Genomic DNA, 26,716 nt, shown 5'->3' with positions numbered 1-26,716 from the left:
TATCATTTGTTAGCCCCTAAAAGTTCGTTGTTAAATTCTTTGTGTGATCTATCTCATGGGGTTGGTTTTTTATGGCTTATTTAGTAAAGGCCGTGCTAGTAAGTATATGTAATTTATTTAGGATTAATAATGTCAAACGCTATTGATGTTTCAATTGTAATTGCTGCATGGAATGCAGAGGATTTTATTTTAACCGCGATCAATTCTGCTTTGTCACAGAAAGGAGTTTCTGTTGAAGTGTTAGTGGTTGATGATGCTTCAAACGATTCGACTTGTGCTGTCGTTGAATCAGTTAAAGATCCACGCGTTAAGCTACTTCGTTCTGATAAAAATGGTGGCCCTGGCGCTGCGAGAAATATCGGCTTTGCTGCAGCGCAAGGAAAGTGGATTGCTGTATTAGATTCAGATGATGTAATGCACGAAAATAGGTTAACAAATATGCTGAGTGCGGCTCCTGTAACCGCTGATGTTTTAATTGATAATTTTTGTGAATTAAATAGTGACGGTGTTATTACTAAGCCTTTTTATTCGTCATCTGACTTACCCTTAGGTGATTTAAGTTTATCGTTTCTTATAAAAACTAATTTAGTATTTTCAAATATTAAATCAACAGGTTATGTTAAACCTTTATTTAAAAATGAGTTTGTTAAAGAAAAGGGTGTTCAATACTGGCCTGAAGTTAGAATTGGTGAAGACTATTACTTTTTAGCGAGTTGCTTGGCAAATGGTGCAAATGCACACGTACTTGATCAGGCAGGTTATATTTATACTATTCGTGATGGTTCTATATCAAGTAAAATGGAAGTGACGCACATTAGTAAACTGCTATGCTTTGATAAGAAGTTTACGCAACAATATCAGTTAATAGAATCAGCGCTAAGCGCACAGCAAGCTCGTGATAAAAACTTAAACCGAGCTTATTATTATTTATTGTTGGTAGAACAAATTAAAACACGCCAATTTTTTCCTGCTTTACTTAACATTCTCAATAACCCTTCTAGTGCTATGTTGCTAAGTTTACCCATTAAGAAAAGGTTATTCTTTTGGTAAAAATCTTATGACCAAATAGTTGTTATTGATAATCTCAACTATTTATATTATTTGGAATAAGTTGTGCAAAGCGTGGAGTTTGTATTGCCCAGTTCTTAGTCGATAAATAAAATAATAATTTTTATGTGTTTGTCACTATAAAGTAATGGCTAACAACAAGTATTCGTAAATGGCTTCTATTCAACCTCTTCAGTTAAATTTTAATATAAAATACCTTAATCAGTAATTGGCATACCGGTCAGATAAAAGACTAAATATGATTAATTAACAACTCAGACTTTTCTTAAGAAATACCTTTTTTAACTACATTTTAAAATATTAAATTTAAATCAATAAAAATTATGATGTAAGTTTTCTGGCTTAGTTTGTTTTTAGTATTTAATAATAAGCGCCAAAATTAATGCAACAAAAAATTAACATATAGCAGTACTTTTGGGTTCTTATTTGTTATTTTTAATTATTTTTTTGACTTTAACTTACTCTAAGTTATTGATTTTAGCTTTTTGTTCCTTTTCAAGGGGTGGGGGATTAGTACTTTCGTAGTGTTTTTCATTCCTTTTGGTTTTATTTGTGTATATAATGTTCACCAAGAGCTTGATGAATTAACTTTCATTAAACAAATGACTCAATCTTGGTGCCTATAATGCACTTTTCATTTTCGAGGGAAAAAATGACTAACTCATCACTTAAATTTAAAAAGATAAGTGCAGTGATCGCACTTTCTTTAGCCAGCTCTACAACTCTGGCTGCAGACTTAGGCGTAGCCAATAACTTTTCAGCATTTGTTTTTGACGATTTTAAATCGCATTTTGGGCGTGCTGATGGTGCAATTGCCGCAGGCGAAATCGATCTTCAAGGTTATAGTGTAGGTTATACTCGCCCTTACAATCGCGATGAATACTATTTAATTAGTGAATCAAGCATAAAATTTAAATACGGCCGCCAATATGTAGGTAGCATGATTGCTGGTGGCGGTACTGACATTCATTGGGGTGTACGCTGGGGTATGGAATGGGGTTCTAAAATCCTTTCTAACCAAGATGAATCGGCCATGCCATTTAGCTTTGATGAACAAGAAGAGTATTACAAAAGCTTAAGCGCCGAGTTAAACCAGTTAAGTCAAACAGGTACAGTTTACCGTAAATGGGGTGGTTTGTACCTTCAAGGTGACGGTAGTTCAGATAGACAAGTGTTTAATATTGATGGCCGTGATTTTGCCCGTGCTCATACTTTTAAAGTGTGGGATATACCAAGCGATGCAACTGTAATTTTTAATATTACAGGTGGTGCTGATTTACATGTGCGCGGTAAGGGTTTTTGGCATTTACGCCGCCACGCGAGTAAAACCGTGTTTAACTTCCCTGATACGCAAAAACTTAATATTAAAGGCAACCGTTGGAAGGGTGTAATACTTGCCCCTTACGCTGACATTAAGGGCGCATACGGTACGGCTGAAATGCCAATTATTGGCCAAAGCTTTAAAGGCTCTATGGCACTGTTAGGTGGCGAATTCAATGGCGAACTACCATCAGTTGCTGAGCCAATCGCTCCATTTGCAATGCAACAAAAATGGCACTGGAATTCAAGCGACTTTATGCCTGAATATAACCAAGTAATGGCAACTCCTGTTGTTGCACAATTGAATGATGATAATAACGACGGCGTTATTAATAACGACGATGTAGCTGATGTTGTTGTTGTAACTTTCAATAAAAGCTATTCTAGAGGCATTGTAAGAGCCTTGAGCGGCATTGATGGGTCTGAAATATGGGATTATTCTCAAGGCGCGATTAAAGCAGATGCAACATATTCTCCAGCAGCAGCAGACTTTGATGGTGACGGTATTGTTGAAGTTGTCGTTGCAAGTCGTTGGGATGGTGATAATGGTAATGGAGCAATATCAGTAATAGATAATAAAGGTGCAATCAAAAAGCAAATAACAAAAGTAAATGCAGATAACTTTAAGTTAGTTGGTAATATTGATGTGGCAGACATTAATAATGATGGCTCTTTAGAATTTACACTCGGTAATGCTGTTTACAATTATGATACAGGTGCATTGTTTGAATTCGGTACAGACTGGTCTCCATCTTCTGTTATTTTTGATGCAAATAACGATGGTGTTCAGGAGGTGTTAGCTCGAGGTAAGCTTTACGATGCTAATGGTGTAGAACTTTGGTCATATGTTGGCGAAAAAGAAGTATGGTTCTCATCTGTAGCAAATATTGATAATGATAGCCAGCCAGAAGTTATTTTATCTATTCCTGCCTGGAGCACAGTTCCAGAAAAAAGCAGTTTCGTAGCGCTAGAGGCGAATGGTAATGTTAAATGGGAAGTAAATAACTTATCTAATCCTGGAGGCGGTGTTCAGGCCATATCTAATTTCTTAGGCGCTAAGAATATAGGTATAGTTTATTCAGGCTTTACTGCAATTGATATGTACAATAACGATGGCCAATTAGTTTGGTCTGTTCCAAGTTCTGATAGTAGTGGGCAAGTAGGTGTCAGCGCTTACGATTTCAATGGCGATGGCATTGATGAGGTTATTGTTCAAAACCACTCAACAGTAAGGGTACTCAATGGTGTTGATGGTGAGGTGTTGTCGACTGTTGCTAACTCAAGTGCAACACTTTGGGAGTACCCAATGGTGGTTGACCTAGAGGGTGACGATAATGCTGAGCTGATTACTGTATCTAACAATTACGATAGCCGTTATAGCATTAACAATGGTGTAACAGTGTATGGTGCTGCTGATAATAGCAAGCCTTGGAAAAATGCAACTCGCATTTGGAACCAACACTCGTACCACCAAACTAACATTAGCCAAGATGGTAAGGTACCAACTTATGAGTTACCAAGTTGGTTAAATAACAATACCTATCGCTCTAGTACACTTAAATAAAAAGTACTTTTAGCAAATAAAAAGCCAATTAAGTTTTAATTGGCTTTTTATTATTAAATAGTTGTTTTAAATAATTGGCAATTAATAATGACGTTGAATTTGAGGTTTTTTTGTCGAATTTACAGCAAGACCCAGCTATTAGAAGTTTATTAGAGCGAATGCCTAAAAACATTCAAACTACGTTTACTGATGAACAATTAGCGCATTTAAAAATAGCCATAGGTGCTAGGCAGTGGGGTAATCATGCTGTTGATTGCAGAGGCGTAGTAAAGTTTTTTAAATATCGGTATTATTATGTTTTTTTAGCAGGGCGAAACAGGCGCGAATTAAGTATAAAAGAGCAAAAAGTAGCAAGATTTACTCAAGCAATAATTTTAAGTTTGGTAGTCACCTTTACTATTTTATTTACTTTGCTGGTTTTATATTTGATTAAGTCAGCATTGGGAGTTGATATATTTGATGGATATTCATTTGGGGTTTGGAGTTGGTTTAAGGGGTTATTTAATTAAACTTAAATAATATACGAGTATTGTTTTTGATACTTAATGAACAAAGCCAAAATAAGCTAAAAGATTTAAACATGAATTTTAGTACTTTTGTCGGAATCAGTAATTGAACAAAATTGGCTAATACTATATTATCCCCGTGGATTTTGTGGGGCTCTACTCACGCTGAATTAGCTATAAGGAATTAAGCAAAATGACATCTCCAAGGACTTTTAAATCTTCAGGTTCCTCTGATGCCAATTTTTACCGATTATTCGACATATTTGCGTTGTTTTTAGCCTTTCAGTGCGCAGCCTTACTCTACAATTTTAAACTCACTCCTATTTATGCTGCTTCAGCATTAACTGTTGCCTTAAGCTATTTATACAGTGCTGAGCTGTTTTCTACCTATCGCTCTTGGCGTGCGGGTAAGTTTAGAACTATGGTGTTGTGCGCATGGGGCAGTGTTTTAATTGCTTTTGCATTTTTACTGGTTATTTCTTTTCTATTTAAGTTTAGCGAATCGCTCTCTCGAGTGGGAATAGCTATTTGGTTTATGCTTAGTGTTTCGTATTTATATATTTGGCGTTTGGGTGTGTATTTGTATAAGCGCAATCGCCGTAAACTAGGACTATCGCAACGCAATGTAGCCATCATTGGTGCTACTGAGTCTGCTGCATACTTACATACTGAAATTGCAAAACATGATGAGCTAGGCTTTAACTTTAAAGGCTTTTACGACGACAGAAACCCAGAGCGTTTGTTTGAACAACTTGAACAGCAGAGCGTTGAGGGTGGTATACAAAGTGCGGTAGATGCAGCACGCAATGGCGACATAGACATACTTTACATTGCACTCCCTATGAAAGCACAAAAACGTATAGCCGACATTTTATTACAGTTGGGCGATACCACAGTAGATGTGCACATAGTGCCAGACTTTTTACTCTCAAATTTAATACATGCTCGCATTGAACATGTTGGTGATGTAGATACGTTAAGTGTGTTTGAAGCCCCATGTATTGGTACTCACGAATTTATAAAGCGAACAGAAGATATAGTTGTTTCGTCTATTATTGTTACCCTTATTGCCCCCGTTTTAGTGATTATTGCTGCCGCAATAAAGTTGACATCTAAAGGGCCTATTATATTTAAGCAAGATCGCTATGGCTTAGATGGGCAAAAAATAAAAGTGTGGAAGTTCCGCTCGATGACTGTGACTGAAAATAGTGACGTGGTGACTCAGGCAACTAAAAATGATGCCCGCATAACTCCATTAGGTGGCTTTTTGCGCCGAACTAGCCTTGACGAACTGCCGCAGTTTATAAATGTTTTAAAAGGTGACATGTCTATTGTTGGCCCAAGGCCCCATGCGGTTGCCCACAACGAAGAATACCGAAAAAAAGTAGAATTTTACATGTTTAGGCATAAAACCAAACCGGGTATTACCGGTTGGGCACAAATAAACGGCTGGCGCGGCGAAACCGATACTTTAGATAAAATGGCCAAGCGAGTTGAATACGACTTACATTACATTAAACATTGGTCTTTATGGTTTGATGTAAAAATAATTTTTATGACAATTTTTAAGGGATTTAAAAGTGAAAATGCGTACTAATACAATTACCACTTTACTCGTTGCGTTAGGCTTATCAGCACCGGCTTTGGCAGTAGAATTAAAGCCAGGCAGTGTAATGACAAAAGATGGCGCTGAGGTTACACCTATGCTGCAGCTGGGTGTAAGTAGCAACGACAACTTTTTTAGCACTCCAGAAAATACCGAGTCGCGTTTAATATGGAATATAGCGCCGAGTTTAGAAGCGCTTATTGAAGACGGCCCTGATAGCTATAAATTTGATATTGCATCAAGCACGTCGTTCCATAACAAAGACACTACCGATAATTTTACTCAAGTAAACTTGGGTGCAGGTGTACACAAAGAGTTTACTAGCCAACACCGTTTAGATGTTACTGGCGATGCCGACTGGTTGTACGAGCCACGTGGTGGCGGATTAACTGAAGGCCAGGGCAGCGCACTAGATGAGCTTGTAAATTATCAGCAACAAAACCTAACTGCTCGTTATGAATATGGCGCAGAAAGTTCTAAAGCTCAGGTTGCTTTAACGGCAGGTTATTATAACAAAAATTACCAAAATTTTACGGCCATATCGCAGTACCGTGATTACGATAAACCGATGTTGGGTATTACAGGTTATTATAACACCCAAGCTGGTACGCGTGCCTTTTTAGAAGTTAAGCAAGAAAACTATCAATACGATGTAGTTGACTCAAACGGTATTACCCGCGATTCAGACGACGTAAAAGTATTATTAGGTATGGAGTGGGAAGCCACAGCCGTTACTACTGGCTCATTTAAAGTAGGTTATCAAAATAAAGATTTCGAGTCGAACTTACGTGATAACTTTAGTGGTTTAAGTTGGGAAGCTGCCGCTGTTTGGAAGCCGCTTTCTTACTCATCCCTACAATTAGTGACCAGCCGTGCCGCTAAAGACCCATTACTAGAAGGCGATTACATTCGCGAAAGTGTTTATGGTGCAACTTGGCAGCATGATTGGAGCGAGTATTTAAGCTCTGTAGTAAGTGCTAATTATGTTGACCAAGAATATTCAGGTAACTTAAACCGTAAAGATAAAGTTAAAAATGCTCGCCTAGGTTTAAACTACTTAGCCAGTAACTTTGGTATGGTAACCGGTTATGTTGATTTTATTGATCGCAATTCTACCCAGACTAATATTGAATTTGACCGCGTAATTGTTGGCCTTAACTTTACATTTGCATTAAAGGGAAATGAATGAAGGTTAAAATTTTAACGGGCTTAATATTATTACTGAGCTTTTGTAGTTTTGCGAACGATTCGCAAAACTACATTTTAGGTGCGGGTGACAAAATAGAAATTAAAGTATTTGGCCAGCCTGATTTAGATGTAACCTCACTGCTTGGTAATAGCGGTGAGATTAACTACCCATTTTTAGGTAAGGTTAAACTTGTGGGTTTAAGTGTTTCGCAAGTTGAGCAAACTATCAGTGAGGGGCTACAGCCTGATTACTTAGTTAACCCTAATGTATATGCGCAGGTAGTAGAGTATCGACCTTTTTATATTCATGGTGAGGTTAAAGAACCAGGCGCATACCCTTACCAACCTGCTATGACGGTAAACCAAGCAATAGCATTAGCCGGCGGATTAACCGAGCGTGCCTCAGTTGATAAAATATTTATTTTTAAAGAGCAAACCAAACAGCAGCAACAAAAAGGTAGTTTAAACAGCCAAATTGCAGCGGGTGACACCATAAAAATAGAACAGCGCTTGTTTTAAGCAGTTTAAGGCAGTAATTAAAAATGAATACACACTCTGAAAAGCCTAGCAACAACGAGGAAGTTATTGATTTAGGTGCTTATCTTAATGTTATTAAGCAAAGTAAATGGAAAATTTTAGGTTTTGCTATTGTAGTTACCTTACTCACTATAATGGTTGCGTTAACCCTAGTACCTAAGTATGAAGCTACAGCCACTTTATTAATCGAGTCGGAGCAAACCAAAGCGGTCAGCTTTGAGGAAGTATATGGCTTAGACTCTACTAAAAAAGAGTATTATTTAACCCAGTTTGAAGTAATTAAGTCAAATAGCATTGCCCGTGAGGTAATTACTAAACTTAATTTAAAAGATCATTCTGACTTTATTGCTAAGCCTTCACTCACTGGTGAGCTAAAAGGTATGGTTAAGCAATTACTGCCTTTTTTAAATAAAAAAGAAAGCTCAGCTCTTAGCGAAGAAGAACAAGCTGAACGTGAAATGTTGGGCTTACTTGCTGCGTTTAAGTCTCGCTTAACAGTCTCCCCAATTAGAAATACCCAATTAGTGCAAGTAAGTTTTGAGTCGAGCGACCCTAAGTTAGCTGCTTTAGTTGCTAATACTGTAGGTGAAGTTTACATAGAAAGCCAAATGCGCGCTAAAATGGGCATTACCCAACAAGCATCGAGCTGGTTAAATACGCGTTTATCAGAGCTGCGTATACAACTAGATAGCTCTGAAGTACGTTTACAAGCTTACCGAGAAGAGCAAAAGTTGGTTGATATAGAAGGTATAGCAGGGCTTGTTACCCAAGAGCTTGAGCAAACCTCAAAACAGTTAGTGGATGCACGTGCGACTAAAAATAACCTTGAAAGCATAAACCGTGTTATTAACGAGTATGGCAACGATAACATAGAGCTATTGGGTAGCATGCCTGAAATTACCTCGCATCGTGTTGTACAAGATGTTAAACGCGAAGTTGTATTGGTTGAGCGTAAGGTGAGTGAGCTTAGTGAGGTTTATGGCCCTAAACATCCTAAAATGATTTCAGCTAAATCTGAACTTGCCACAGTGAAAACTAACCTTAATAAGCAAATTAAAGGCTTAATTACGGGTATTGAAAAAGAGTTAAATAGAACTACGCGAACTGTAAATGCGCTTGAGCGCGATTTAGCTAAAATTCGTGCTGAATACCAAGATATTACCCGAAAAGAAACCCAATATAATCAGCTTAAGCGTGAAGTTGAGACAAACCGTAATATTTTTAATACCTTTTTGTCACGTTCCAAAGAAACCGAAGTAACCAGTGACTTTAGCTCAGCTGCAGCGCGTTTTACAGACCGTGCTTATGCACCAAAAGACCCAAGTAAGCCTAATAAAAAGCTGATTGTTATTTTAGCCTTTTTTGCCAGTTTTGGCTTTGCGGTGGTAATGACTTTTGTTTTTGATGCCTTAAACGACACAGTTAAAAATAAAAATGATGTAGAAAATAAACTCGCACAGCGCATGTTAGGTTTATTGCCGCATGTTGCAGTTCCTAAAAAGAGCTATTTTCCGATTCATGCTTATTTAGAAGATACTTATCGCCGCTTTGCTGAGTCGGTTCGTACATTCCGCACTAGTTTACTGTTAACTCATCTTGACCGAGCGCATCAGGTTATTGCGGTTACCTCTACCTCCCCAGGGGAAGGTAAAACCACCACCTCTGCTAATTTAGCGATGTCGTTGGCACAAATGGGCAAAGTACTACTAATTGATGCCGATTTACGTAAACCAACGTTAGCTAAACGTTTTGATATACCGGTATTTCACCCAGGTTTAAGTAATTTAATGATTGGTACTGAGCAATTAGCTGAGTGTGTTCATGTTGACACGCAATCGGGTGTAACAATTATGCCAAGTGGGCAAATACCATCTAATCCACTTGAGTTGTTGTCAAGCCCACGTTTTGCACAATTGCTTAGTGAGTTAAAAGTGCAGTACGATCATATTATTGTTGATACACCGCCTACGCAAGCAGTAAGTGATGCATTGGTAATTGCACAAAGTGTTGATTCAGTTGTTTATGTTGTTAAGTCAGACATTACCCGTATTAAACCAATTACAGCGGGCCTTGAGCGTTTATTTGAAGTAAAAGCTCACGTTGCTGGTGTGGTACTAAACAAGGTAGATATGAGTAAATCTAAAGATGAGCATAGCCATGGTTACTATGATTATTACGATTACTCACAGCAACCTGAAAAGCCACAAGTGTAATTAAGTAATTTATGATTGATATTCATACGCATATTTTGCCGGGTATTGATGATGGCGCTAAAGATTTAACAGAATCTTTAGCGCTTTTAAAATTGGCCGAAAACGATGGCATTACTCATATGGTGGCAACGCCACATATACATGTGGGCCGCTTTAATAATGCGACTGCTCAAATAAAAAACGATTTAGAGAGTTTAAAGCGAGAGGCACATAAAGAAGGTATTAATGTAAAATTAGCTGCCGCTGCTGAAGTTCGTTTAGACATAGAGCTTATGGCAATGGTGATGGCTAATAAACTGCCTTTTATTGGTAAAATAGCAGACAAAAACGTGTTGCTATTAGAGTTACCGCATTCACACATGCCGCAAGGTTACGATAAGTTTATTCAGTGGCTCGCTAAACAAAATATACGCGTTATTATTCCGCACCCAGAGCGTAATCGCGATATTCAGTCAAACCTTTATTATATTCAACACTTGAACCAATTAGGCTGCGACTTTCAATTAACGGCATCGAGTATTGAAGGTGAGTGGGGCGAAAGCGCACAAACTATAGCGTTACAAATGCTACAAGATGGTTTAGTGAACTATGTTGCCTCTGATGCTCATTCAGTAAAGCGCCGACCGCCTATTTTAAGTCAAGCTAGAAAAGCAGTAGCGCAGTTATTAGGTGAGGAGCGGGCTACAGCGCTTTTTGTAACTAACCCGCTGCAATTAACCGAGTACTTATTTAATGACTAAATTAAACATGGTCAAGGTAGTGCCTGCTGTTATTTTAGCCTTGATAGTACTTGTTATTGCTTATACAAGTATGCAAAGTATGCGTGCTAATGCATGGTACTTTAATGCACTTAATATTGTGCAAGAGTCGGATGGTGCTTTGTCTGGCTCATCGCTTCAGGCGGCAGAAAATGCGATTACCTTGGCTACTAATATGGATCCTGACCATCCTCATTATTGGCACTTTTTAGCCCATATAAAAATGCTAGGTTTAGCCGGTATTGATACAACATCAAGTGAGCAGTCAGATAAAGTTAAGCAAACATACCAACAAGCTGAGCAAGCGTTATTAAAGTCGGTTGAGCTTAGACAAACTTGGGCACTAACCTGGATAAGCTTGGCACAAGTTGTCAGCTATCAAGAGGGGCCTACTAAGCGGGTATATAATTATATTCAGCAAGCTAAAAAAGTTGGCCCATATAAGTTAGATGTTCACTTAGGTATTATTCAAATTGCGTTAATGCATTGGAATGAGCTATCACCCACCTACAAAGCTCTTTATGTGAATGAGCTAAAATTAGCTTCTAAATATGGTTATAAATTTTATGATGTATTTAGTATGGCTGAGCAAATGAATCGCTTGCCAATAGTGTGTTTATCGCTTCAATTTGGCTCTCATTATGAGGCTATTAGAAACAGTTGGATGTTTAATAAATACTGTGGTTAAAACACGAGCTACGGGTTGCGAGCTTCGAGTAACGGGCCTTGAACCTCGCACCTCGTTAATTCTGAACTTTAACCTTTTTTTGAACCACAGAGAATACCGAGGCGCTTCGCGCTACACGGAGAAAAGCTTCAATTTTGGAAATCTAATAACTAACAACAGTTCTTTAATCTTTGTCTTTAATTACTTACTCTGTGCGTTCCTATCCTCTGTGGTAAATAAATCACTAAGTTCTTATTGTAATATAGGGCTGGATGCGTGATTAGGCTCGTAACCCGACTCCCGATCCCCGAAGCCCGTTAACTTTTGTTTAGACAAAAAAAGACCCAGAGCTATAAGGAACTCTGGGTTATAGAGGGGCTCACATGTGAGCCCTGCGCTAACTAAAGACACTTTCAGATTCTTAGGGAGAAGAAGAAAGTTATTTAAGTATAGTCAAAAGCTTCAAAAACACACATTTTTGTTCGTTTTTTATACTGCAATAATTACAGTGGGTTACATTTGTTATGCACACCTTTGTTACATTTAAGTTAGGGTTTACTCCCAGTTTATTAACTGCGTATTTTGCACCAAATCTCTAGGTAGTGAGTTTTTAACCTTATTTTTTTGCCACTTTCCTAAACCAATAGGGCAACCACATAAGGTCAGGATCACTTCGCCAGTTGCCTTAACAACCTCATCCAAACGAATGTCTTTACCATTAAAGTAATCACTGGCTTGTTGATTGGTTAATTCCAGTACATTACTTTTACATTGCTTACCAAATACGGTGGCAAACTCGTGAGCAAGGCGTACCCCATTTTTATGAATAACACCAACCTGAATACCTAATCGAGCATATTTAATTTTGTTTTGTATCGCTTCAAATTCATCTGGAAACAGCCAAAGCTCTTTGTCTCGCTGCATTAATGTGCCTGGTAGACTCGTTAAACCAAATTGCTTTTTGAGGGAGCTCATAAACGCACTTTGCTGTTTACTATCAAAGTCACTAAAAGGGAATGCACCTTTTTTAACTTTTAGATTTTGGTTTTCGCAGCTGCTGTGCTTTTTAAATTTAGCAATAAAAAAACCTTCGCTGTCGAAGGTTTGCGGCCAAACATGTAAGTAACCCTCGTCTGTAGTGGCTTTTTCTGCGCCAGGGAAAAGATCATGTAAAGGCTCTGGCTTAATGTACTCACTAAACTCTTCTAGCAATGCATCACACACTTGTTGGTTTTCGAGAGGGGTTAAGGTGCAGGTTGAATACACTAATGTACCGCCAGGTTTAAGTGCGTAAAATGCACTTTTAATCAGATCTTTTTGTACTTGGGCAATAGTAACATTTGATTCGATAGACCAATTTTTTAATGCATCGCTGTCTTTACGAACTGTGCCTTCGCCTGAACAGGGCGCATCAAGCAAAATACTATCAAAGCATTCAAACATGTAATTACCAAATACCACGCCATCAAAATGCGATAACGCACAATTACCAACCCCCATTCGCTTTAGCGTGGCACTGAGTACTTTTAAGCGCGATGACGACAGCTCATTTGCAACCAAAACACCTTGATTGTTCATTAGTGCAGCTAGTTGTGAGGTTTTAGAGCCTGGCGCAGAGGCCATATCGAGTACTGTGTTACTAGTTTGCAGGCTGTGCTTTAGTGCCATTGGCGGCAACATTGAGCTTGCCTCTTGTACATACATAGCGCCACTTAAATGTAAATCGGTATTGCCCAGCGCTAAATTTTGCTCTTCATCTTTTGGGCGCTCTAGCCAAAAACCTTCATCGCACCATGGAATGGCTGTTAGTTGCCAATTTTTTTGAGCTGCGTGGCGTTTAAATTCTTCAACACTCATTTTTAATGTATTAACGCGAATAGACTTACGTAAAGGTCGACGACAGGCACTTAAAAAATCATCTAACGTAAGGTGAGCTGGCAGGTAAGTTTTTACGTCGTCAATAAATTGCTTCGGGATATAAGTGTTAGCGTCCACGTTTTGGCTCATACAATAAAATTAAAGCCGGATAATAGCATTTTTAACGATTATTTTCAGTGTTAAAAACGAAATAGTAGCACCTTGAAAGTGTCGACACCTTTCTAAGTGAAGAGCTTTAAATGCTATTTTTTATTATACTTTTAGCTAATGCTGTCGACAATGTGGTGGTTTTTTACTCATTCTTAGTACTTTTAGGGTTGACACTGTTGGCTAATAAGCACATAGTTAACCCATAAATTGTCGACAATATAAAAACACCTTATGACACAGCACGTTTTAAACGATACCGCAGTTACAACCGCTTCCGATAAAGTGTTTGTAGATATGCGCCGCGAGATAGTAGAAGGAAGCATTGCACAAGGCAGTAAAATATCAGAGCCAGAACTGGCAAAGCGTTATGGTGTAAGCCGTGCAACCCTCAGAGAGGCATTAAACCGTTTAGAAAGTTGTTATTTAGTTGAGCGTAAAGCCAATATAGGTTGTCGTGTTGTTGCATTAACCGCAGAGCGTTTAATTGAGGTGTATCAGGTGCGCAGCGCCCTTGAAGGACTTGCATGTAGGTTAGCTGCCGACAATATGGCAGCCGATGAAGTACAAAGCTTGAAACAATTACTGAATCAGCATTTGCAAACTCAGCGTGTTAAAGAAGGTGAGTCGTACTATCAAGAAGCCGGCGACTTAGATTTTCATTACAGAATAATCAAAGGCAGTAAAAACGCTCACTTAATACATTTGTTATGCCACGACCTGTACCAATTAATAAGAATGTACCGTGTGCAAATGGGCATGGTTGGGCCACGCGTATCGAAAGCGTTTGACGAACATTTAGCGATTATAAACGCCATAGAAAATCATGATGGGGAGCTCGCCGAAATGCTAATGAAACGCCATATCAGTGCTTCTCAAGCAAATATACAAACAAAATTTGATGGATACCAATCAGTACAAGCCACTCAAAATGAAATGGCTAACTAGTACAGATGTAACATTATTAAAAAATACTAAGCTGCCAAAGAGCAGCCCCGTTCAAAGTTAGGAGAAGGTAATGTCAGCAGGATTAAAATTTAAACAGGCTATTGCAAACAATCACCCGTTACAAGTTGTAGGTACAATTAACGCATATACTGCGATGATGGCTGAAAAAATGGGCCATCAGGCTATTTACTTGTCGGGTGCAGGTGTGGCTAATGCCTCATTTGGTATGCCAGATTTAGGTATGACGAGTCTTGATAACGTTCTTGAAGATATTCGCCGTATTACCGGCGCTAGCGATTTACCATTATTAGTTGATGCCGATACAGGTTGGGGCGGGGCGTTTAATATTGCCCGTACCGTTAAAGAAATGACTAAAGCAGGTGCAGCAGGCTTTCATATTGAAGATCAAGTAGCGCAAAAGCGTTGTGGCCATCGCCCTAATAAAGAAATAGTTACTCAAGCTGAAATGGTAGATCGTATTAAAGCCGCAGTTGATGCTAAAACCGATAGCGATTTTTACATTATGGCACGTACTGATGCATTTCAAAAAGAAGGCTTAAATGCAGCAATAGACCGTGCAGCAGCCTGTGTTGAGGCGGGGGCCGATGCCATTTTTGCAGAAGCCGTTCACGACCTTGCTGATTACCAAGCATTTAGCAAAGCGATTAACGTGCCGATCTTAGCCAACATTACCGAGTTTGGCCAAACACCTATTTACACCAAAGAGCAGTTAAGCGATGTGGGTGTAGAAATGGTGCTTTACCCACTAAGTGCGTTTAGAGCTATGAACAAAGCAGCACTCAATGTGTACTCGGCTATTTTGAATGAAGGGTCGCAACAAAGCCAAATTGAAAACATGCAAACGCGTGCAGAGCTTTACGACTTTTTAGATTATCACTCGTACGAAAACACGCTAGATAACCTTTTTTCAGCAAAATCTGACAAATAATAAAAAATTCAACAGGAGACAAATCATGGTAGATAAAGCATTAGGTGGCGCAGGCTTACGTGGCCAAGTAGCAGGACAAACAGCATTATGCACAGTAGGGCAAACAGGCTCAGGTTTAACTTACTGTGGTTACGACATTAGCGAACTGGCTGAAAAAGCGCAGTTTGAAGAAGTGTCGTTTTTACTTTCACGCGGCGAGCTACCAACATCAAGCGAACTGGCAGAGTACAAAGCTAAACTTAAGAGCTTACGTGGTTTACCTGAGTCACTAAAAACAGTGCTAGAGAACATTCCTAAAGACGCACACCCAATGGATGTAATGCGTACTGGTTGCTCTATGCTAGGTAACCTTGAAATGGAAAATGACTTTAGCGAAGCAAACGATGCAATTGACCGCATGGTGGCAATTTTCCCAAGTATTATTTGTTACTGGTATCGTTTTACTCATGACGGTGTTCGTATTGAAACCCATACTGATGATGATTCAGTAGGCGCACACTTTTTAACGCTATTACACGATAAAGCGCCAAGTGAATTATTTGCACAAGTGATGAATGTATCACTAATTTTGTACGCAGAGCATGAATTTAATGCTTCTACCTTTACCGGTCGCGTGTGTGCGTCAACGCTTTCTGATATTCACTCATGTGTTACTGGTGCGATTGGTACCTTACGTGGCCCACTGCATGGTGGTGCAAACGAAGCCGCAATGGATATGATTGAAAGCTTTAGCAGTGCTGATCAAGCTGAAGACGCGCTTATGGGCATGCTTGAGCGTAAAGATAAAATTATGGGCTTTGGTCACGCTATTTACCGTGAGTCGGATCCGCGTAATGTTATTATTAAAAAATGGTCTGAAAAATTAGCCGCAGAAGTGGGTGACGATGTGCTTTACCCAGTGTCTGTTCGCTGCGAAGAAGTTATGTGGCGTGAGAAGAAGTTATTCTGTAATGCCGATTTCTTCCATGCATCGGCGTACCACTTTATGGGTATTCCTACTAAGTTGTTCACGCCTATCTTTGTAATGAGCCGAGTAACCGGTTGGACTGCTCACGTAAAAGAGCAACGTGCAAATAACCGTATTATTCGCCCAAGTGCCGATTACACAGGGCCAGATGCGCGCAGCTACACGCCAATTGAATCAAGAGGCTAATTAGTTAGCGTTTAAGGTGAGCACTCGGCTCACCTTTTATTGTTTATAACGCTTTTACCGCACTCTCCTCCGTCACCAAATTAGCGAATTTATTATGACCATTATTAATAACACCCAATACCGTAAGCCATTACCAGGCTCAAATGTAGATTACTACGATACCCAAGCCGCGGTAGATGCCATTAAACCAGGCGCATACGCTACTCTCCCTTATAGCTCGCGTGTATTTGCCGAAAACTTAGTGCGCCGCTGTGAACCCGATATGCTAACCGATGCGCTTAGCCAAATAATTGAGCGCAAGCAAGATTTAGATTTTCCATGGTATCCGGCACGCGTTGTATGTCACGATATTTTAGGGCAAACCGCTCTAGTTGATTTAGCTGGCCTGCGCGACGCTATTGCTGCGAAAGGCGGCGATCCTGCAAAAGTAAATCCGGTTGTACCTACTCAACTGATTGTTGACCATTCATTAGCTGTTGAGCACGCAGGCTTTGATCCTGAAGCGTTTGAGAAAAACCGCGCTATTGAAGACAGACGCAACGATGATCGTTTTCATTTTATAAACTGGACTAAAACTGCTTTTAAAAATATTGATGTGATCCCGCCGGGCAATGGCATCATGCATCAAATTAACCTTGAAAAAATGTCGCCGGTTATTCAAAACCGTGATGGTATTGCATTCCCAGACACGCTAGTAGGTACCGACAGCCATACACCGCATGTTGATGCATTAGGTGTTATTGCTGTTGGTGTGGGCGGCCTTGAAGCCGAAAGTGTAATGCTTGGGCGCGCATCGTACATTCGTTTACCCGATATTGTTGGCGTAGAGCTTACCGGTAAACGCCAACCGGGCATTACTGCAACCGATATTGTATTGGCTATTACCGAATTTTTACGCGAGCAACGTGTGGTATCGACTTACCTCGAATTTTACGGTGAAGGGGCTGATGCACTAACTCTTGGTGATAGAGCAACCATTTCGAATATGACTCCTGAATTTGGCGCAACCGCCGCTATGTTCTACATTGACGATAAAACTATTGATTACTTACGTTTAACAGGTCGTGATGAAGAGCAAATTGCACTCGTAGAAAACTACGCCAAAACAGCAGGGCTATGGAGCGACAGCTTAAAAACAGCGCATTACGATCGTGTACTTAAATTTGATTTATCAAGTGTAGGGCGCAACATTGCAGGGCCTTCAAATCCGCATCGTCGTGTATCAACTAGCGATTTAGCTAAAGAAGGTATTTCGGGCGTTGTTGAAAACGAAGAGGGCTTAATGCCAGATGGCGCGTGTATTATTGCCGCTATTACTAGTTGTACTAATACCAGTAACCCGCGCAATGTAATTGCTGCAGGTTTATTGGCGCGTAACGCCAATGCAAAAGGTTTAATGCGTAAACCTTGGGTTAAAACCTCATTGGCACCAGGTTCTAAAGCAGTGCAATCGTACCTTGAAGATGCAAACTTATTACCAGAACTTGAACAGCTTGGTTTTGGTATTGTTGGTTTTGCCTGTACCACTTGTAACGGTATGAGTGGCGCACTAGACCCTAAAATTCAACAAGAAGTGATTGATCGCGATTTATACGCAACAGCGGTGCTTTCGGGTAACCGTAACTTTGATGGTCGTATTCATCCGTATGCAAAGCAAGCGTTTTTAGCGTCTCCACCGCTTGTGGTTGCTTATGCTATTGCTGGTACCATTCGTTTTGATATAGAAAAAGATATACTCGGTAAAGATCAGCAAGGTAACGATGTAACCTTAAAAGATTTATGGCCATCTGATGAAGAAATAGATGCAGTGATCAAGCAAAGCGTTAAGCCTGAGCAATTCAGAAAAGTATACGAGCCTATGTTTAACTTAACCGTTGATTACGGCGAAGATAACGACCCATTATACGATTGGCGCCCAGAAAGTACGTATATTCGTCGCCCTCCTTATTGGGAAGGGGCATTAGCAGGTGGGCGCAGTATGAGTGGTATGCGTGCATTAGCAGTACTTGGCGATAACATTACAACCGATCATTTATCACCTTCTAATGCGATTATGGCAAGCAGCGCTGCAGGTGAATACCTGACTAAAATGAATGTGCCAGAAGAAGATTTTAACTCGTACGCAACGCACCGAGGCGATCACTTAACCGCGCAACGAGCCACGTTTGCCAATCCTAAATTATTGAATGAAATGGTATTGGATGAAAACGGTGAAGTGAAGCAAGGATCGTACGCGCGCATAGAGCCAGAAGGTGAAAACACGCGTATGTGGGAAGCCATCGAAACCTACATGCAACGTAAGCAACCGCTTATTATTGTTGCCGGTGCCGACTATGGTCAAGGTTCGTCTCGCGATTGGGCAGCAAAAGGCGTAAGGCTTGCTGGTGTTCAGGTTATTGCAGCTGAAGGCTTTGAACGTATTCATCGTACTAATTTAATTGGTATGGGCGTTTTGCCGCTTGAGTTTAAGCCTGGCACAACGCGTAAAACACTTAACCTAGATGGTAGCGAAAGCTACGATGTAAAGGGTGAGCCAACACCAGGAGCAACTTTGGAACTGGTTATTACACGTAAAAATGGTGAGGTATTAAACGTACTAATGAAGTGCCGATTAGACACGCAAGAAGAGCTTTCTATTTATGCTGCAGGCGGTGTGTTACAACGCTTTGCGCAAGACTTTTTAGAAGCTACGCAAGCATCATAAGGACGCACATTTATGTTTAAACCACAAATTAAAGTGCCAGCGACATACATGCGTGGTGGCACCAGTAAAGGCGTGTTTTTTAATTTAACAGATTTACCTGCACCTGCCCAAGTGGCAGGTGAGGCGCGCGATAGCTTATTATTGCGCGTTATTGGTAGCCCAGATGCATACGGTAAACAAACCGATGGTATGGGTGGCGCAACATCAAGCACCAGTAAAACGGTTATTTTAAGTAAAAGTGAACAGCCCGATCACGATATTGATTATTTATTTGGTCAAGTCGCGATTGATAAAGCGTTTGTAGATTGGAGTGGCAACTGCGGTAATTTAACCTCTGCTGTGGGCGCATTTGCCATTAGTAATGGTTTAGTCGATAAAGGCAGAGTACCTGATAATGGCATTGCCATTGTGCGTGTATGGCAGGCTAACATTAAAAAAAGTATTTTAGTGCATGTGCCCATGACCAATGGTGAAGTACAAGAAACCGGTGATTTTGAGTTAGATGGTGTTACCTTTCCTGCCGCTGAAGTAAAGCTTGAATTTATTGACCCTGCTGATGGTGATGGTGCGCTATTTCCAACAGGCAATGTAGTTGATGATTTAGAAGTTCCAAACGTGGGCACGTTAAAAGCAACTATGATCAATGCTGGTATCCCAACTATTTTTGTAAATGCCAGTGATATTGGTTATACCGGTACTGAACTACAAGATGACATAAACGCTGATGAAGCCGCACTAACTAATCTTGAAAGCATTCGTGCCCATGGGGCAGTAAAAATGGGCTTAATTAATAATATTAATGAAGCACAAGCACGCCAACACACACCTAAAGTGGCATTTGTGGCTGCTCCACATGATTATATATCCTCAAGTGGTAAGCAGGTTAATGCAAGTGATATCGATTTGTTAGTCCGTGCTATGTCAATGGGTAAGTTACATCATGCAATGATGGGCACTGCCGCTGTCGCTATTGGTACTGCTGCGGCAGTTGAAGGAACATTAGTTAATTTAGCCGCCGGTGGTGGTGCTATTAATGAAGTTAACTTTGGTCACCCTTCGGGCACATTAAAAGTGGGAGCAGAGGCGGTGGTTACAAATGGCCAATGGCAGGTTAGCAAAGCCAGTATGAGCCGCAGCGCGCGTGTTTTAATGGAAGGCTGGGTAAGAGCGCCATTTGATTTTTAAACATTATATAATAGCTGATGGCTTTGGGAGCATCAGCTTTATAGTTATCATGTAGTTTAAAACAAATCGTTAATTATCCAAGGTTATAACACTGTTGTTTTTTATTTTTTATAAAGCTATCAAACTCATTGTTTGCATGCATATTCGCAATTTCAGTATTTATATCTTCCAAAATAGATTGCCATTGTGGTGCACTTTTAGTTACAGAATAATATAGATTTTTGTACTCAATGCTTGGCATTAATGCAACGAGCGCATTTAGCATCCTTTTTTTATCTCTATTTGATAAAAGTGACTTATAAACGCTGGCTTTAAGTACTTCTAAGTCAGCAACAATAAGCTCAACACGACCGTTTAATAGCAAGTGAATAAGCTGATATTCACTGTTTGCCACAATGGTTTTTATTTCACCTTGATCAATAAGTTCATCGAGTTTAGCACTATTCTTGTATGAACGAACGACGCCCATCACTCGGTTTTTTACAGAGTTAATGCTGCCATCGTAGTCAATAGTATGATCCTTTAGCGCAACAAATGATAAATCGCCGCCTGGAATAGGTTCTGATAGCGCCAATAACTGATTTCGTGTTTTTGTTAGAATATTTTCGGATATGACATCGTCGTCAATATAGTACTCAGGAAATAATATATCGGCCTTGCCTAGCTCTGCTTCGCGAACTGCACGCGCCCAAGGATAAAATTCAATATGAACGCCATAACCACGCTTTACCAGCATGCTAACTGTGAGCTGGTATAGCCAGCCTTTATTGCATAAGTTATCGTCTATGTAGGGAGGCCAGTTGAGAGTGACTAAACGAAGGACGGTATCAGCCTCTAAATTATAACCGTAACCGCTTTTGTATTTTTCGCCAGGAAGAGTGATATTTTTATCATTAACTGTGTAAGTTACTGGCGCAGGATCTGCGTAAGCAAAAAGTGAAATAAATAAGGTAGCGACTAAAAATATTCTCATAAGGATAATGCATTTTTATATGTACAGTTAAGTTTAGTGTGTTATCTGGAATAAACAACTTAAATGGTAAGGTTCTTTTAGTATTCATACAATTAAATATAGCCTTAAAAAGCGATAACTATTAACATGCGAATACAAGTAATTTAACTTAAATACGATTTAGTACTTATCTTATTAATAACATGAACATTCAATCGTATTAAATAAAACAACTATATAAATAATTTTCATATTACTCTATTTCTAGGTGCTGTAATAAATCACCATTTCAATTGAGTTGGTATGATAATTAAAGGTGTTTTTACTAGAGGGAACTTTTATGGCTAATAAGCCAATAAGTGAAGATAATCCATTTGCTAATTTATCTGATGTGCAGTGTGAGCACATCCAAAATTGGTATCAAAAGCATATTTCTTTAACTCTAACCACGTTGCTCAAAGGCAGTAAGTCTGGTCAAGTAATAGACAGTAAATTAGAGCACGCGTTAAACGAAGCATTAAAAAACAGTAAACAGACCATAACTTATAAAGGCGATGATAATTCGCCTATAAAATTACAAAATGCCAGTGTATTGGCCGAGCTCAAAGATACACGTGATTTGTTTCATGGTGCACAAGTTAAAATAAATAAGTTAGAACAAAAAATAACAACAAGTGCTGACGAAATACAATTACTAGAGACTCAAAAAAGCGAACTACAACTAGAAGTACGTAGTTTAAAGCAACGGTTAAACCATGTTTTATCGAGATTAGAGTCGCAAGGCGTTTCGTTTCAAAAAAGCCATTATGTAGGGCGTATATTAGTACATGCTTTACGAGCAAGCTTTGAAAATTGGCAGCAAACGCCCTCTGGTGAGTCTTTCAAAAATCATGATTTTTATAAGCTTTTTCCTCGGGTGTTATACTCAAGTTTACTAAAAGAGATAGAAAAACTGCTAGGGGAACATGATTATAATAAAATAGAACGCTCGTTGAGTGATTTTGTGTTTCAACAAAAGGGCTCTCCAGTAGAGAATTGGCCAGATGAAGACCCGATATACGAGACACGATTAATTAACCAAAAACAGTCAGAGCTTTTAATTAAGTTACAAAGCCAACACCAGCAGCGAAAAAACTTTACCGCCTATTTAGAAAAGCGTCTTTCTAATACTGGGTTTACGCATAAGCACAGTGATTTGCTAATGACATTAGTTGAGTTTGCGACAAATGATGAGAATAGTAAGTTTTCTAGTTACTGCCATTAATTAGCAATATTTGTTTGGCTCGTCAGTAGTAAAGGTGTAATTAGAGGGGATTGTTGAAGCCCAAGTTGCTTTAGCCTAGCTGCAATATTGCCTTGCGTGAGTGCTTGCTTTACCCATTTATACAAGGTGCTTATATCTAGCGTGTGGTTTGGGCGGAGTAATAATTGATGATTATAGGTTTGTGCAACTCGCTCAGACACAAGTAGCAAACGCTTGCTTTTTGGATACTTGCTAAAGTATTGATTTAGGTAAGAGCGAGTAACAATAGCGCAATCGCTGCGTTTTTTTAATACTAATTCAATACTTCTTTTATGGCTGCTTAATAAAGTCATTTTATATTCGTTTTCAAGAACTGAGGGGCTACTTTCGTAATTAGCTAACGGATAATGGTAGCCTAAAATACCCACTAAGGTTTTATCTTCTAAGTTATCAAACCAGGCTTGAGATTTTGCAAATTGCCTTAAAGCAATAAATACTTCTGTATCTATTGCTATAACAGGGGAGTTACTAATTACATTATTCCCTTGTTGCCACCCCCAGTTCGGGTTCTCAAAAAAAACCGAATCGAATAGGCCTTTTTGGTAATCCTTAAAGCGACGAATAGGCGTGGTTAGTACTAATTCAAAATGATAAGAAGACTGTATTTTATTGAGCTCGCTTATTAATTCAACGGTAAGGCCAGAAGCACGCCCATCAACAATTTCTATATAAGGAGGGAACTCATAGCCACCTACTTTAACCACCGTTTTTGCATGAGCTTCTTCAACTGAAAAGCCAAGTAAGACTAGTAAAATGAGCGTAACAAACTTCATAGTTAAATCCTTTCTTAGCGTGCTTTTGGTGTATTAATTTAAAAGATAGTCTATTTGTTAACATAGTATGAATTATCAAGCAATAAATACTGACTTTGCAGGGTGATTAAATGGATGTTACCCAATGTCGGGTGGGATGGCTTCGCTTCGCTACTTAACCGACCTACGTTCCCAACAATTAACGTAGGTTGGATAAGCCGAAGGCGTCATCCGACGATGTTGGATATTAACCAATGTCGGTGCAGGTTTTGCTTTATGTTGGGTGATGTTTGGTGTTGGGGTGTTTCCTAATGTCGGATGTTTCACCAATGTCGGGTGGCGTGGCTTCGCCACTTAACCGACCTACGTTCTTTTTTTGAATTGGTACGACTGAGTGGATTCGAGTTATAGACCTGTGGACCGGGTGATTAAGAGAGGGTAGTGCTTTTTCTTAAGGTATTTTTTGAATTGGTACGACTGAGTGGATTCGAACCACCGACCCCTACCATGTCAAGGTAGTGCTCTAACCAACTGAGCTACAGTCGTACAATTTTAAATATATTTTTTACTAATTTTGGTACGACTGAGTGGATTCGAACCACCGACCCCTACCATGTCAAGGTAGTGCTCTAACCAACTGAGCTACAGTCGTACTATAAGTCTACATACTATTTAATTCGTCCATGAAGCTTCATCCTGTCGGCGTCCTGCCTCCACGTCGTTCGGCTGCGAAGCTTCGCTTCGGTCTAATCTCGCCCAACTGAGCTACAGTTGTACTGCATGTATTTAAGAATTGTTAATTGCTTAACAACGGTCGCTAATATATAGCGTGATGGGGAGTGAATCAAGCATGTTTATGCTATTTGAGTTTATTTGCCGTTTTTTTATTCATATTGGACTGATTTCACACGTTTTATAAAATTTTTGCCACCATATAACATGCTCTTTTGCTGACGATTTTAGCTGAGCGAGTAAATTTTTAGCGTTTGGGTCAAGAAGGGCATTTACTCCTTCACTGCTTACTGCTTGATTAAACCACAGTTGCACATACAGCGGCTGCAATGTTTCTAAATAACCACTAAGCTGCGCTTGATAAGGCTGAATTTGTTTCAAGTAATATTTATTGAATATATTACTGACAATTTTAGCTTGCTGCTTGTTTTTACCCTTTGGGCATATATCTTCAAGCGTTAAAGTGTTTACAAACTGGGTTGCCGCATGATTTAAGCTAATTTGTTCACGCGCGGCTTGAATAAGTTGTTGGTTAAACTCGTATCTGTTAAGCGGTTCAAGTGCTGACAAAATATCATCACTGTTTATTGCCATACTATTTTGGTTTTCTATTAGCTGTTTTATAGTAGTTAGCTTTTTAAGCCCCTCAACTGTGTCGCTAAACCCAGCCGGTTGAGTGCTGAGCTCTTGGCCGGTTAGTTGCCAACTGCTGTTGAGCTCGGGTTCACTAAATAACATATTGTTGAAAAACTGAGTGAGCTGAGCTTGTTTTTGAGTTTTTGCCGCAGCAATTTTCTTGTAAATCTTGCTTTGTTTATCCAAGCTATTTAAACAGTTTTGCGCGCTTTGAATAAAATCTATTTGGTACTTCAATTGACTAGCAGCGGTGGCTGTTTTACCTAACTGATTATTATGCTCGCTTATTAAAACGTTCAGTTTACATTGGCTAATACCAGCAAGTTCAGTTATGCCAATTTTAATTGCTGGTTGTAAAGCTTCAACAGGCTCAATTAAAGTAAGTTGTTGTAGTGAGTTTGTGTTTGTTTTAGGAACTTGCAAAGTATTACTTAAGCGAGACAAATAGGTTTTATTTGCTTCACTGGGCTGCTCTGAGCAGCCAAAAAGTAAGATACAACACACTGCCAGTAACCATTTAAGTGGCAGTGTGGTAGTTATAGATTGATTAAGAGAGAATAAATGGTTCACGTTTAAATCGCCTATGCACTGTCAGCATCAGTAGTACAGCTGCAACTGATAATCCAACGATAATACCTATCCAAAAACCGTGAGGGCCCATTGCTGGCACTATTAAGTCTGTTCTTGCTAATACGTAGCCTAAACTAAATCCGATTAACCAATAAGAGATAAAAGTGATATAAGAAATAGGCGCGGTATGCTTTAACCCTCTTAATATACCATTTGCAGCCACTTGTAATGCATCAGGAAGTTGATAAATACAGGCTAAAATCATAATTGATGAAGCAAGTGCGAGTACCGCAGGGCTATCGCTATAAAGCTGGCTAATCACATCGCGACCTATAAAAGTAATAAAAGCAATAAATAGAGCGATAATTGCCGCTAAAATATAACTTGTAGACACGGCTACTTTTAATTGATCTAAATGATTTTGCCCAAATAAATTACCAATTCGTATGCTAATTGCAATTGAGAGGCTAAGAGGCATCATAAATAATAGTGCCGTAACACTGGCTGCAATTTGATGGCCAGATACGGCCACCGCACCTAAGTGCGCAATAAATAAAGGTATACAGGCAAACAAGGTTACTTCAAAAAAAGTGGCTAGTGATATAGGAATACCGAGTTTGGTAATAATACCTATGGTTTTAAAGTTAGGTTTTTCAAAGCCCGCTAATAAGCCTTTGGCGTCTACTTTTTTGCTGAGCTGGCAATAAGTCACCTGCGCAATGGCCATAACAGTAAATACGAGTGCGGTAGCAATACCACAACCGGCTCCGCCAAATGCTGGTAGGCCTAATAAGCCATTGATAAAAATATAATTGAGTGGAATGTTTACCGCAAGCCCCAGTAGGCTAATATAAAATGCAGGCTTGGTCATCCCCATGCCTTCAGTCATATTTCTGTAAACGGTAAAAATTAAAAAGCCAAATACACCCCATTTAACAAAATGAATGTAGTCAAAAGCAAGTCCAGCAATTGCAGGGGTGGTATCTAGCTGTAAAATAACAGTATTGGCAAGCTGCGCCGCACTAAAACCAGCAATACTTAAAAGGAGTGTTAAATAAAGGGCTTGCTGAAAATAATGGCTGATGCCGTTTCGATCTTTAGCACCAGCGAATTGTGCAATAACGCCCGTTAATGCTAATAAAATCCCTTGTATTGCTAATAAAATTGGGTTCCATATCCCCGTTGCAATTGACAGTGCAGCTAAATCGGTAGGGCTCACTTGTCCGGCCATAATGGTGTCAACCACAGACATTAATACTAAAGTTACTTGTGCTAAAAAAACGGGAACGGCAAGAGAAAGTAAACGTTTGGCTTCCCAACTACAAAAAGTCATAAAAAACAGCTATTCAGAAAAACATAGTCGCATTGTAATCTATTGTG

Annotated in this window: 21 protein-coding genes and 2 tRNA genes; 15 read left to right on the top strand and 8 right to left on the bottom strand. The window is 39.4% G+C overall.

Annotation, left to right across the window (positions count from 1 at the left end):
- Positions 1-129: 129 nt before the first annotated feature.
- The 9 genes from DK924_RS07815 (at position 130) to DK924_RS07775 (ending at position 11,448) form a co-directional block, all read left to right on the top strand.
- Complete coding sequence (locus tag DK924_RS07815) at positions 130-1,050, top strand: glycosyltransferase family 2 protein (protein WP_109874801.1); 921 nt, start codon at positions 130-132, stop codon at positions 1,048-1,050.
- A gap of 670 nt (positions 1,051-1,720) precedes the next feature.
- Positions 1,721-3,952 carry a choice-of-anchor A family protein gene (locus DK924_RS07810; RefSeq protein WP_109874800.1) on the top strand — a complete coding sequence of 744 codons (2,232 nt, stop codon included), beginning with the start codon at positions 1,721-1,723 and terminating at the stop codon, positions 3,950-3,952.
- Positions 3,953-4,062: 110 nt separating this feature from the next.
- Positions 4,063-4,461: a 3-phosphoshikimate 1-carboxyvinyltransferase gene (locus DK924_RS07805; RefSeq protein ID WP_109874901.1), complete on the top strand. Its 399-nt coding sequence runs from the start codon at positions 4,063-4,065 to the stop codon at positions 4,459-4,461.
- Between the two features lie 190 nt (positions 4,462-4,651).
- The gene (locus tag DK924_RS07800; RefSeq protein ID WP_109874799.1) at positions 4,652-6,055 is read left to right on the top strand and encodes an undecaprenyl-phosphate glucose phosphotransferase; all 1,404 of its coding nucleotides are present in this window, start codon (positions 4,652-4,654) and stop codon (positions 6,053-6,055) included.
- Positions 6,039-7,253, top strand: a complete 1,215-nt coding sequence (locus DK924_RS07795) for an outer membrane beta-barrel protein (protein WP_109874798.1) — start codon at positions 6,039-6,041, stop codon at positions 7,251-7,253. The genes DK924_RS07800 and DK924_RS07795 overlap by 17 nt, the downstream gene beginning before the upstream one ends.
- Positions 7,250-7,771, top strand: a complete 522-nt coding sequence (locus DK924_RS07790) for a polysaccharide biosynthesis/export family protein (RefSeq protein ID WP_109874797.1) — start codon at positions 7,250-7,252, stop codon at positions 7,769-7,771. The genes DK924_RS07795 and DK924_RS07790 overlap by 4 nt, the downstream gene beginning before the upstream one ends.
- Positions 7,772-7,794: 23 nt before the next feature.
- Positions 7,795-10,002: a polysaccharide biosynthesis tyrosine autokinase gene (locus DK924_RS07785; protein ID WP_109874796.1), complete on the top strand. Its 2,208-nt coding sequence runs from the start codon at positions 7,795-7,797 to the stop codon at positions 10,000-10,002.
- 11 nt (positions 10,003-10,013) lie between these two features.
- Positions 10,014-10,742, top strand: coding sequence for a tyrosine-protein phosphatase (locus DK924_RS07780; RefSeq protein ID WP_109874795.1), 729 nt, complete (start codon positions 10,014-10,016; stop codon positions 10,740-10,742).
- Positions 10,735-11,448 carry a VpsP family polysaccharide biosynthesis protein gene (locus tag DK924_RS07775; RefSeq protein ID WP_109874794.1) on the top strand — a complete coding sequence of 238 codons (714 nt, stop codon included), beginning with the start codon at positions 10,735-10,737 and terminating at the stop codon, positions 11,446-11,448. Before DK924_RS07780 ends, DK924_RS07775 begins: the two co-directional genes overlap by 8 nt.
- Before the next feature lie 534 nt (positions 11,449-11,982).
- Here DK924_RS07775 and rsmF read toward each other — a convergent pair.
- A complete protein-coding gene (gene rsmF / locus DK924_RS07770) occupies positions 11,983-13,422 on the bottom strand; it encodes a 16S rRNA (cytosine(1407)-C(5))-methyltransferase RsmF (protein WP_109874900.1) in 1,440 nt (479 codons plus the stop codon).
- A gap of 264 nt (positions 13,423-13,686) precedes the next feature.
- On the opposite strand from rsmF, the gene DK924_RS07765 reads away from it, so the two are divergent.
- The 5 genes from DK924_RS07765 to prpF all read left to right on the top strand — a co-directional run bounded on the left by DK924_RS07765 (position 13,687) and on the right by prpF (position 20,391).
- The gene (locus DK924_RS07765; protein ID WP_109874793.1) at positions 13,687-14,400 is read left to right on the top strand and encodes a GntR family transcriptional regulator; all 714 of its coding nucleotides are present in this window, start codon (positions 13,687-13,689) and stop codon (positions 14,398-14,400) included.
- 70 nt (positions 14,401-14,470) lie between these two features.
- Entirely contained in the window at positions 14,471-15,349 is an 879-nt protein-coding gene (prpB, locus tag DK924_RS07760) for a methylisocitrate lyase (protein WP_008109898.1), read from the top strand.
- 25 nt (positions 15,350-15,374) lie between these two features.
- The gene (prpC, locus tag DK924_RS07755; RefSeq protein ID WP_109874792.1) at positions 15,375-16,502 is read left to right on the top strand and encodes a 2-methylcitrate synthase; all 1,128 of its coding nucleotides are present in this window, start codon (positions 15,375-15,377) and stop codon (positions 16,500-16,502) included.
- 94 nt (positions 16,503-16,596) lie between these two features.
- A complete protein-coding gene (acnD, locus tag DK924_RS07750) occupies positions 16,597-19,206 on the top strand; it encodes a Fe/S-dependent 2-methylisocitrate dehydratase AcnD (protein ID WP_109874791.1) in 2,610 nt (869 codons plus the stop codon).
- Between the two features lie 12 nt (positions 19,207-19,218).
- Complete coding sequence (gene prpF / locus DK924_RS07745) at positions 19,219-20,391, top strand: 2-methylaconitate cis-trans isomerase PrpF (protein WP_109874790.1); 1,173 nt, start codon at positions 19,219-19,221, stop codon at positions 20,389-20,391.
- Between the two features lie 73 nt (positions 20,392-20,464).
- On the opposite strand, the gene DK924_RS07740 is transcribed toward prpF, so the two are convergent.
- Positions 20,465-21,364 (bottom strand): ABC transporter substrate-binding protein, encoded by a 900-nt coding sequence (locus DK924_RS07740; protein WP_109874789.1) that lies wholly within the window; start codon positions 21,362-21,364, stop codon positions 20,465-20,467.
- Positions 21,365-21,683: 319 nt separating this feature from the next.
- On the opposite strand from DK924_RS07740, the gene DK924_RS07735 reads away from it, so the two are divergent.
- Positions 21,684-22,607, top strand: a complete 924-nt coding sequence (locus DK924_RS07735) for a hypothetical protein (protein WP_109874788.1) — start codon at positions 21,684-21,686, stop codon at positions 22,605-22,607.
- Here the strand turns inward: DK924_RS07735 and DK924_RS07730 are convergent.
- The 6 genes from DK924_RS07730 to DK924_RS07710 all read right to left on the bottom strand — a co-directional run bounded on the left by DK924_RS07730 (position 22,604) and on the right by DK924_RS07710 (position 26,669).
- Positions 22,604-23,419: an amino acid ABC transporter substrate-binding protein gene (locus DK924_RS07730; RefSeq protein WP_109874787.1), complete on the bottom strand. Its 816-nt coding sequence runs from the start codon at positions 23,417-23,419 to the stop codon at positions 22,604-22,606. The two genes, DK924_RS07735 and DK924_RS07730, sit on opposite strands and share 4 nt — an antisense overlap.
- A gap of 150 nt (positions 23,420-23,569) precedes the next feature.
- The gene (locus DK924_RS18705) at positions 23,570-23,752 is read right to left on the bottom strand and encodes a hypothetical protein (RefSeq protein WP_146199368.1); all 183 of its coding nucleotides are present in this window, start codon (positions 23,750-23,752) and stop codon (positions 23,570-23,572) included.
- Positions 23,753-23,867: 115 nt separating this feature from the next.
- Positions 23,868-23,944: transfer RNA gene (locus DK924_RS07725), tRNA-Val, on the bottom strand.
- Positions 23,945-23,973: 29 nt separating this feature from the next.
- Positions 23,974-24,050: transfer RNA gene (locus DK924_RS07720), tRNA-Val, on the bottom strand.
- A 236-nt stretch (positions 24,051-24,286) separates the two neighbouring features.
- Positions 24,287-25,336: a DUF3080 family protein gene (locus DK924_RS07715; RefSeq protein WP_109874786.1), complete on the bottom strand. Its 1,050-nt coding sequence runs from the start codon at positions 25,334-25,336 to the stop codon at positions 24,287-24,289.
- Entirely contained in the window at positions 25,314-26,669 is a 1,356-nt protein-coding gene (locus DK924_RS07710) for an MATE family efflux transporter (protein WP_109874785.1), read from the bottom strand. Before DK924_RS07710 ends, DK924_RS07715 begins: the two co-directional genes overlap by 23 nt.
- Positions 26,670-26,716 lie beyond the last annotated feature (47 nt).

Origin of the sequence: Pseudoalteromonas sp. meg-B1, assembly GCF_003173795.1 — a bacterium.
Lineage (GTDB): Bacteria > Pseudomonadota > Gammaproteobacteria > Enterobacterales > Alteromonadaceae > Pseudoalteromonas > Pseudoalteromonas undina.
Note: the sequence above shows the minus strand (reverse complement) of the source record. Positions and strands in the feature narration are given on the sequence as shown.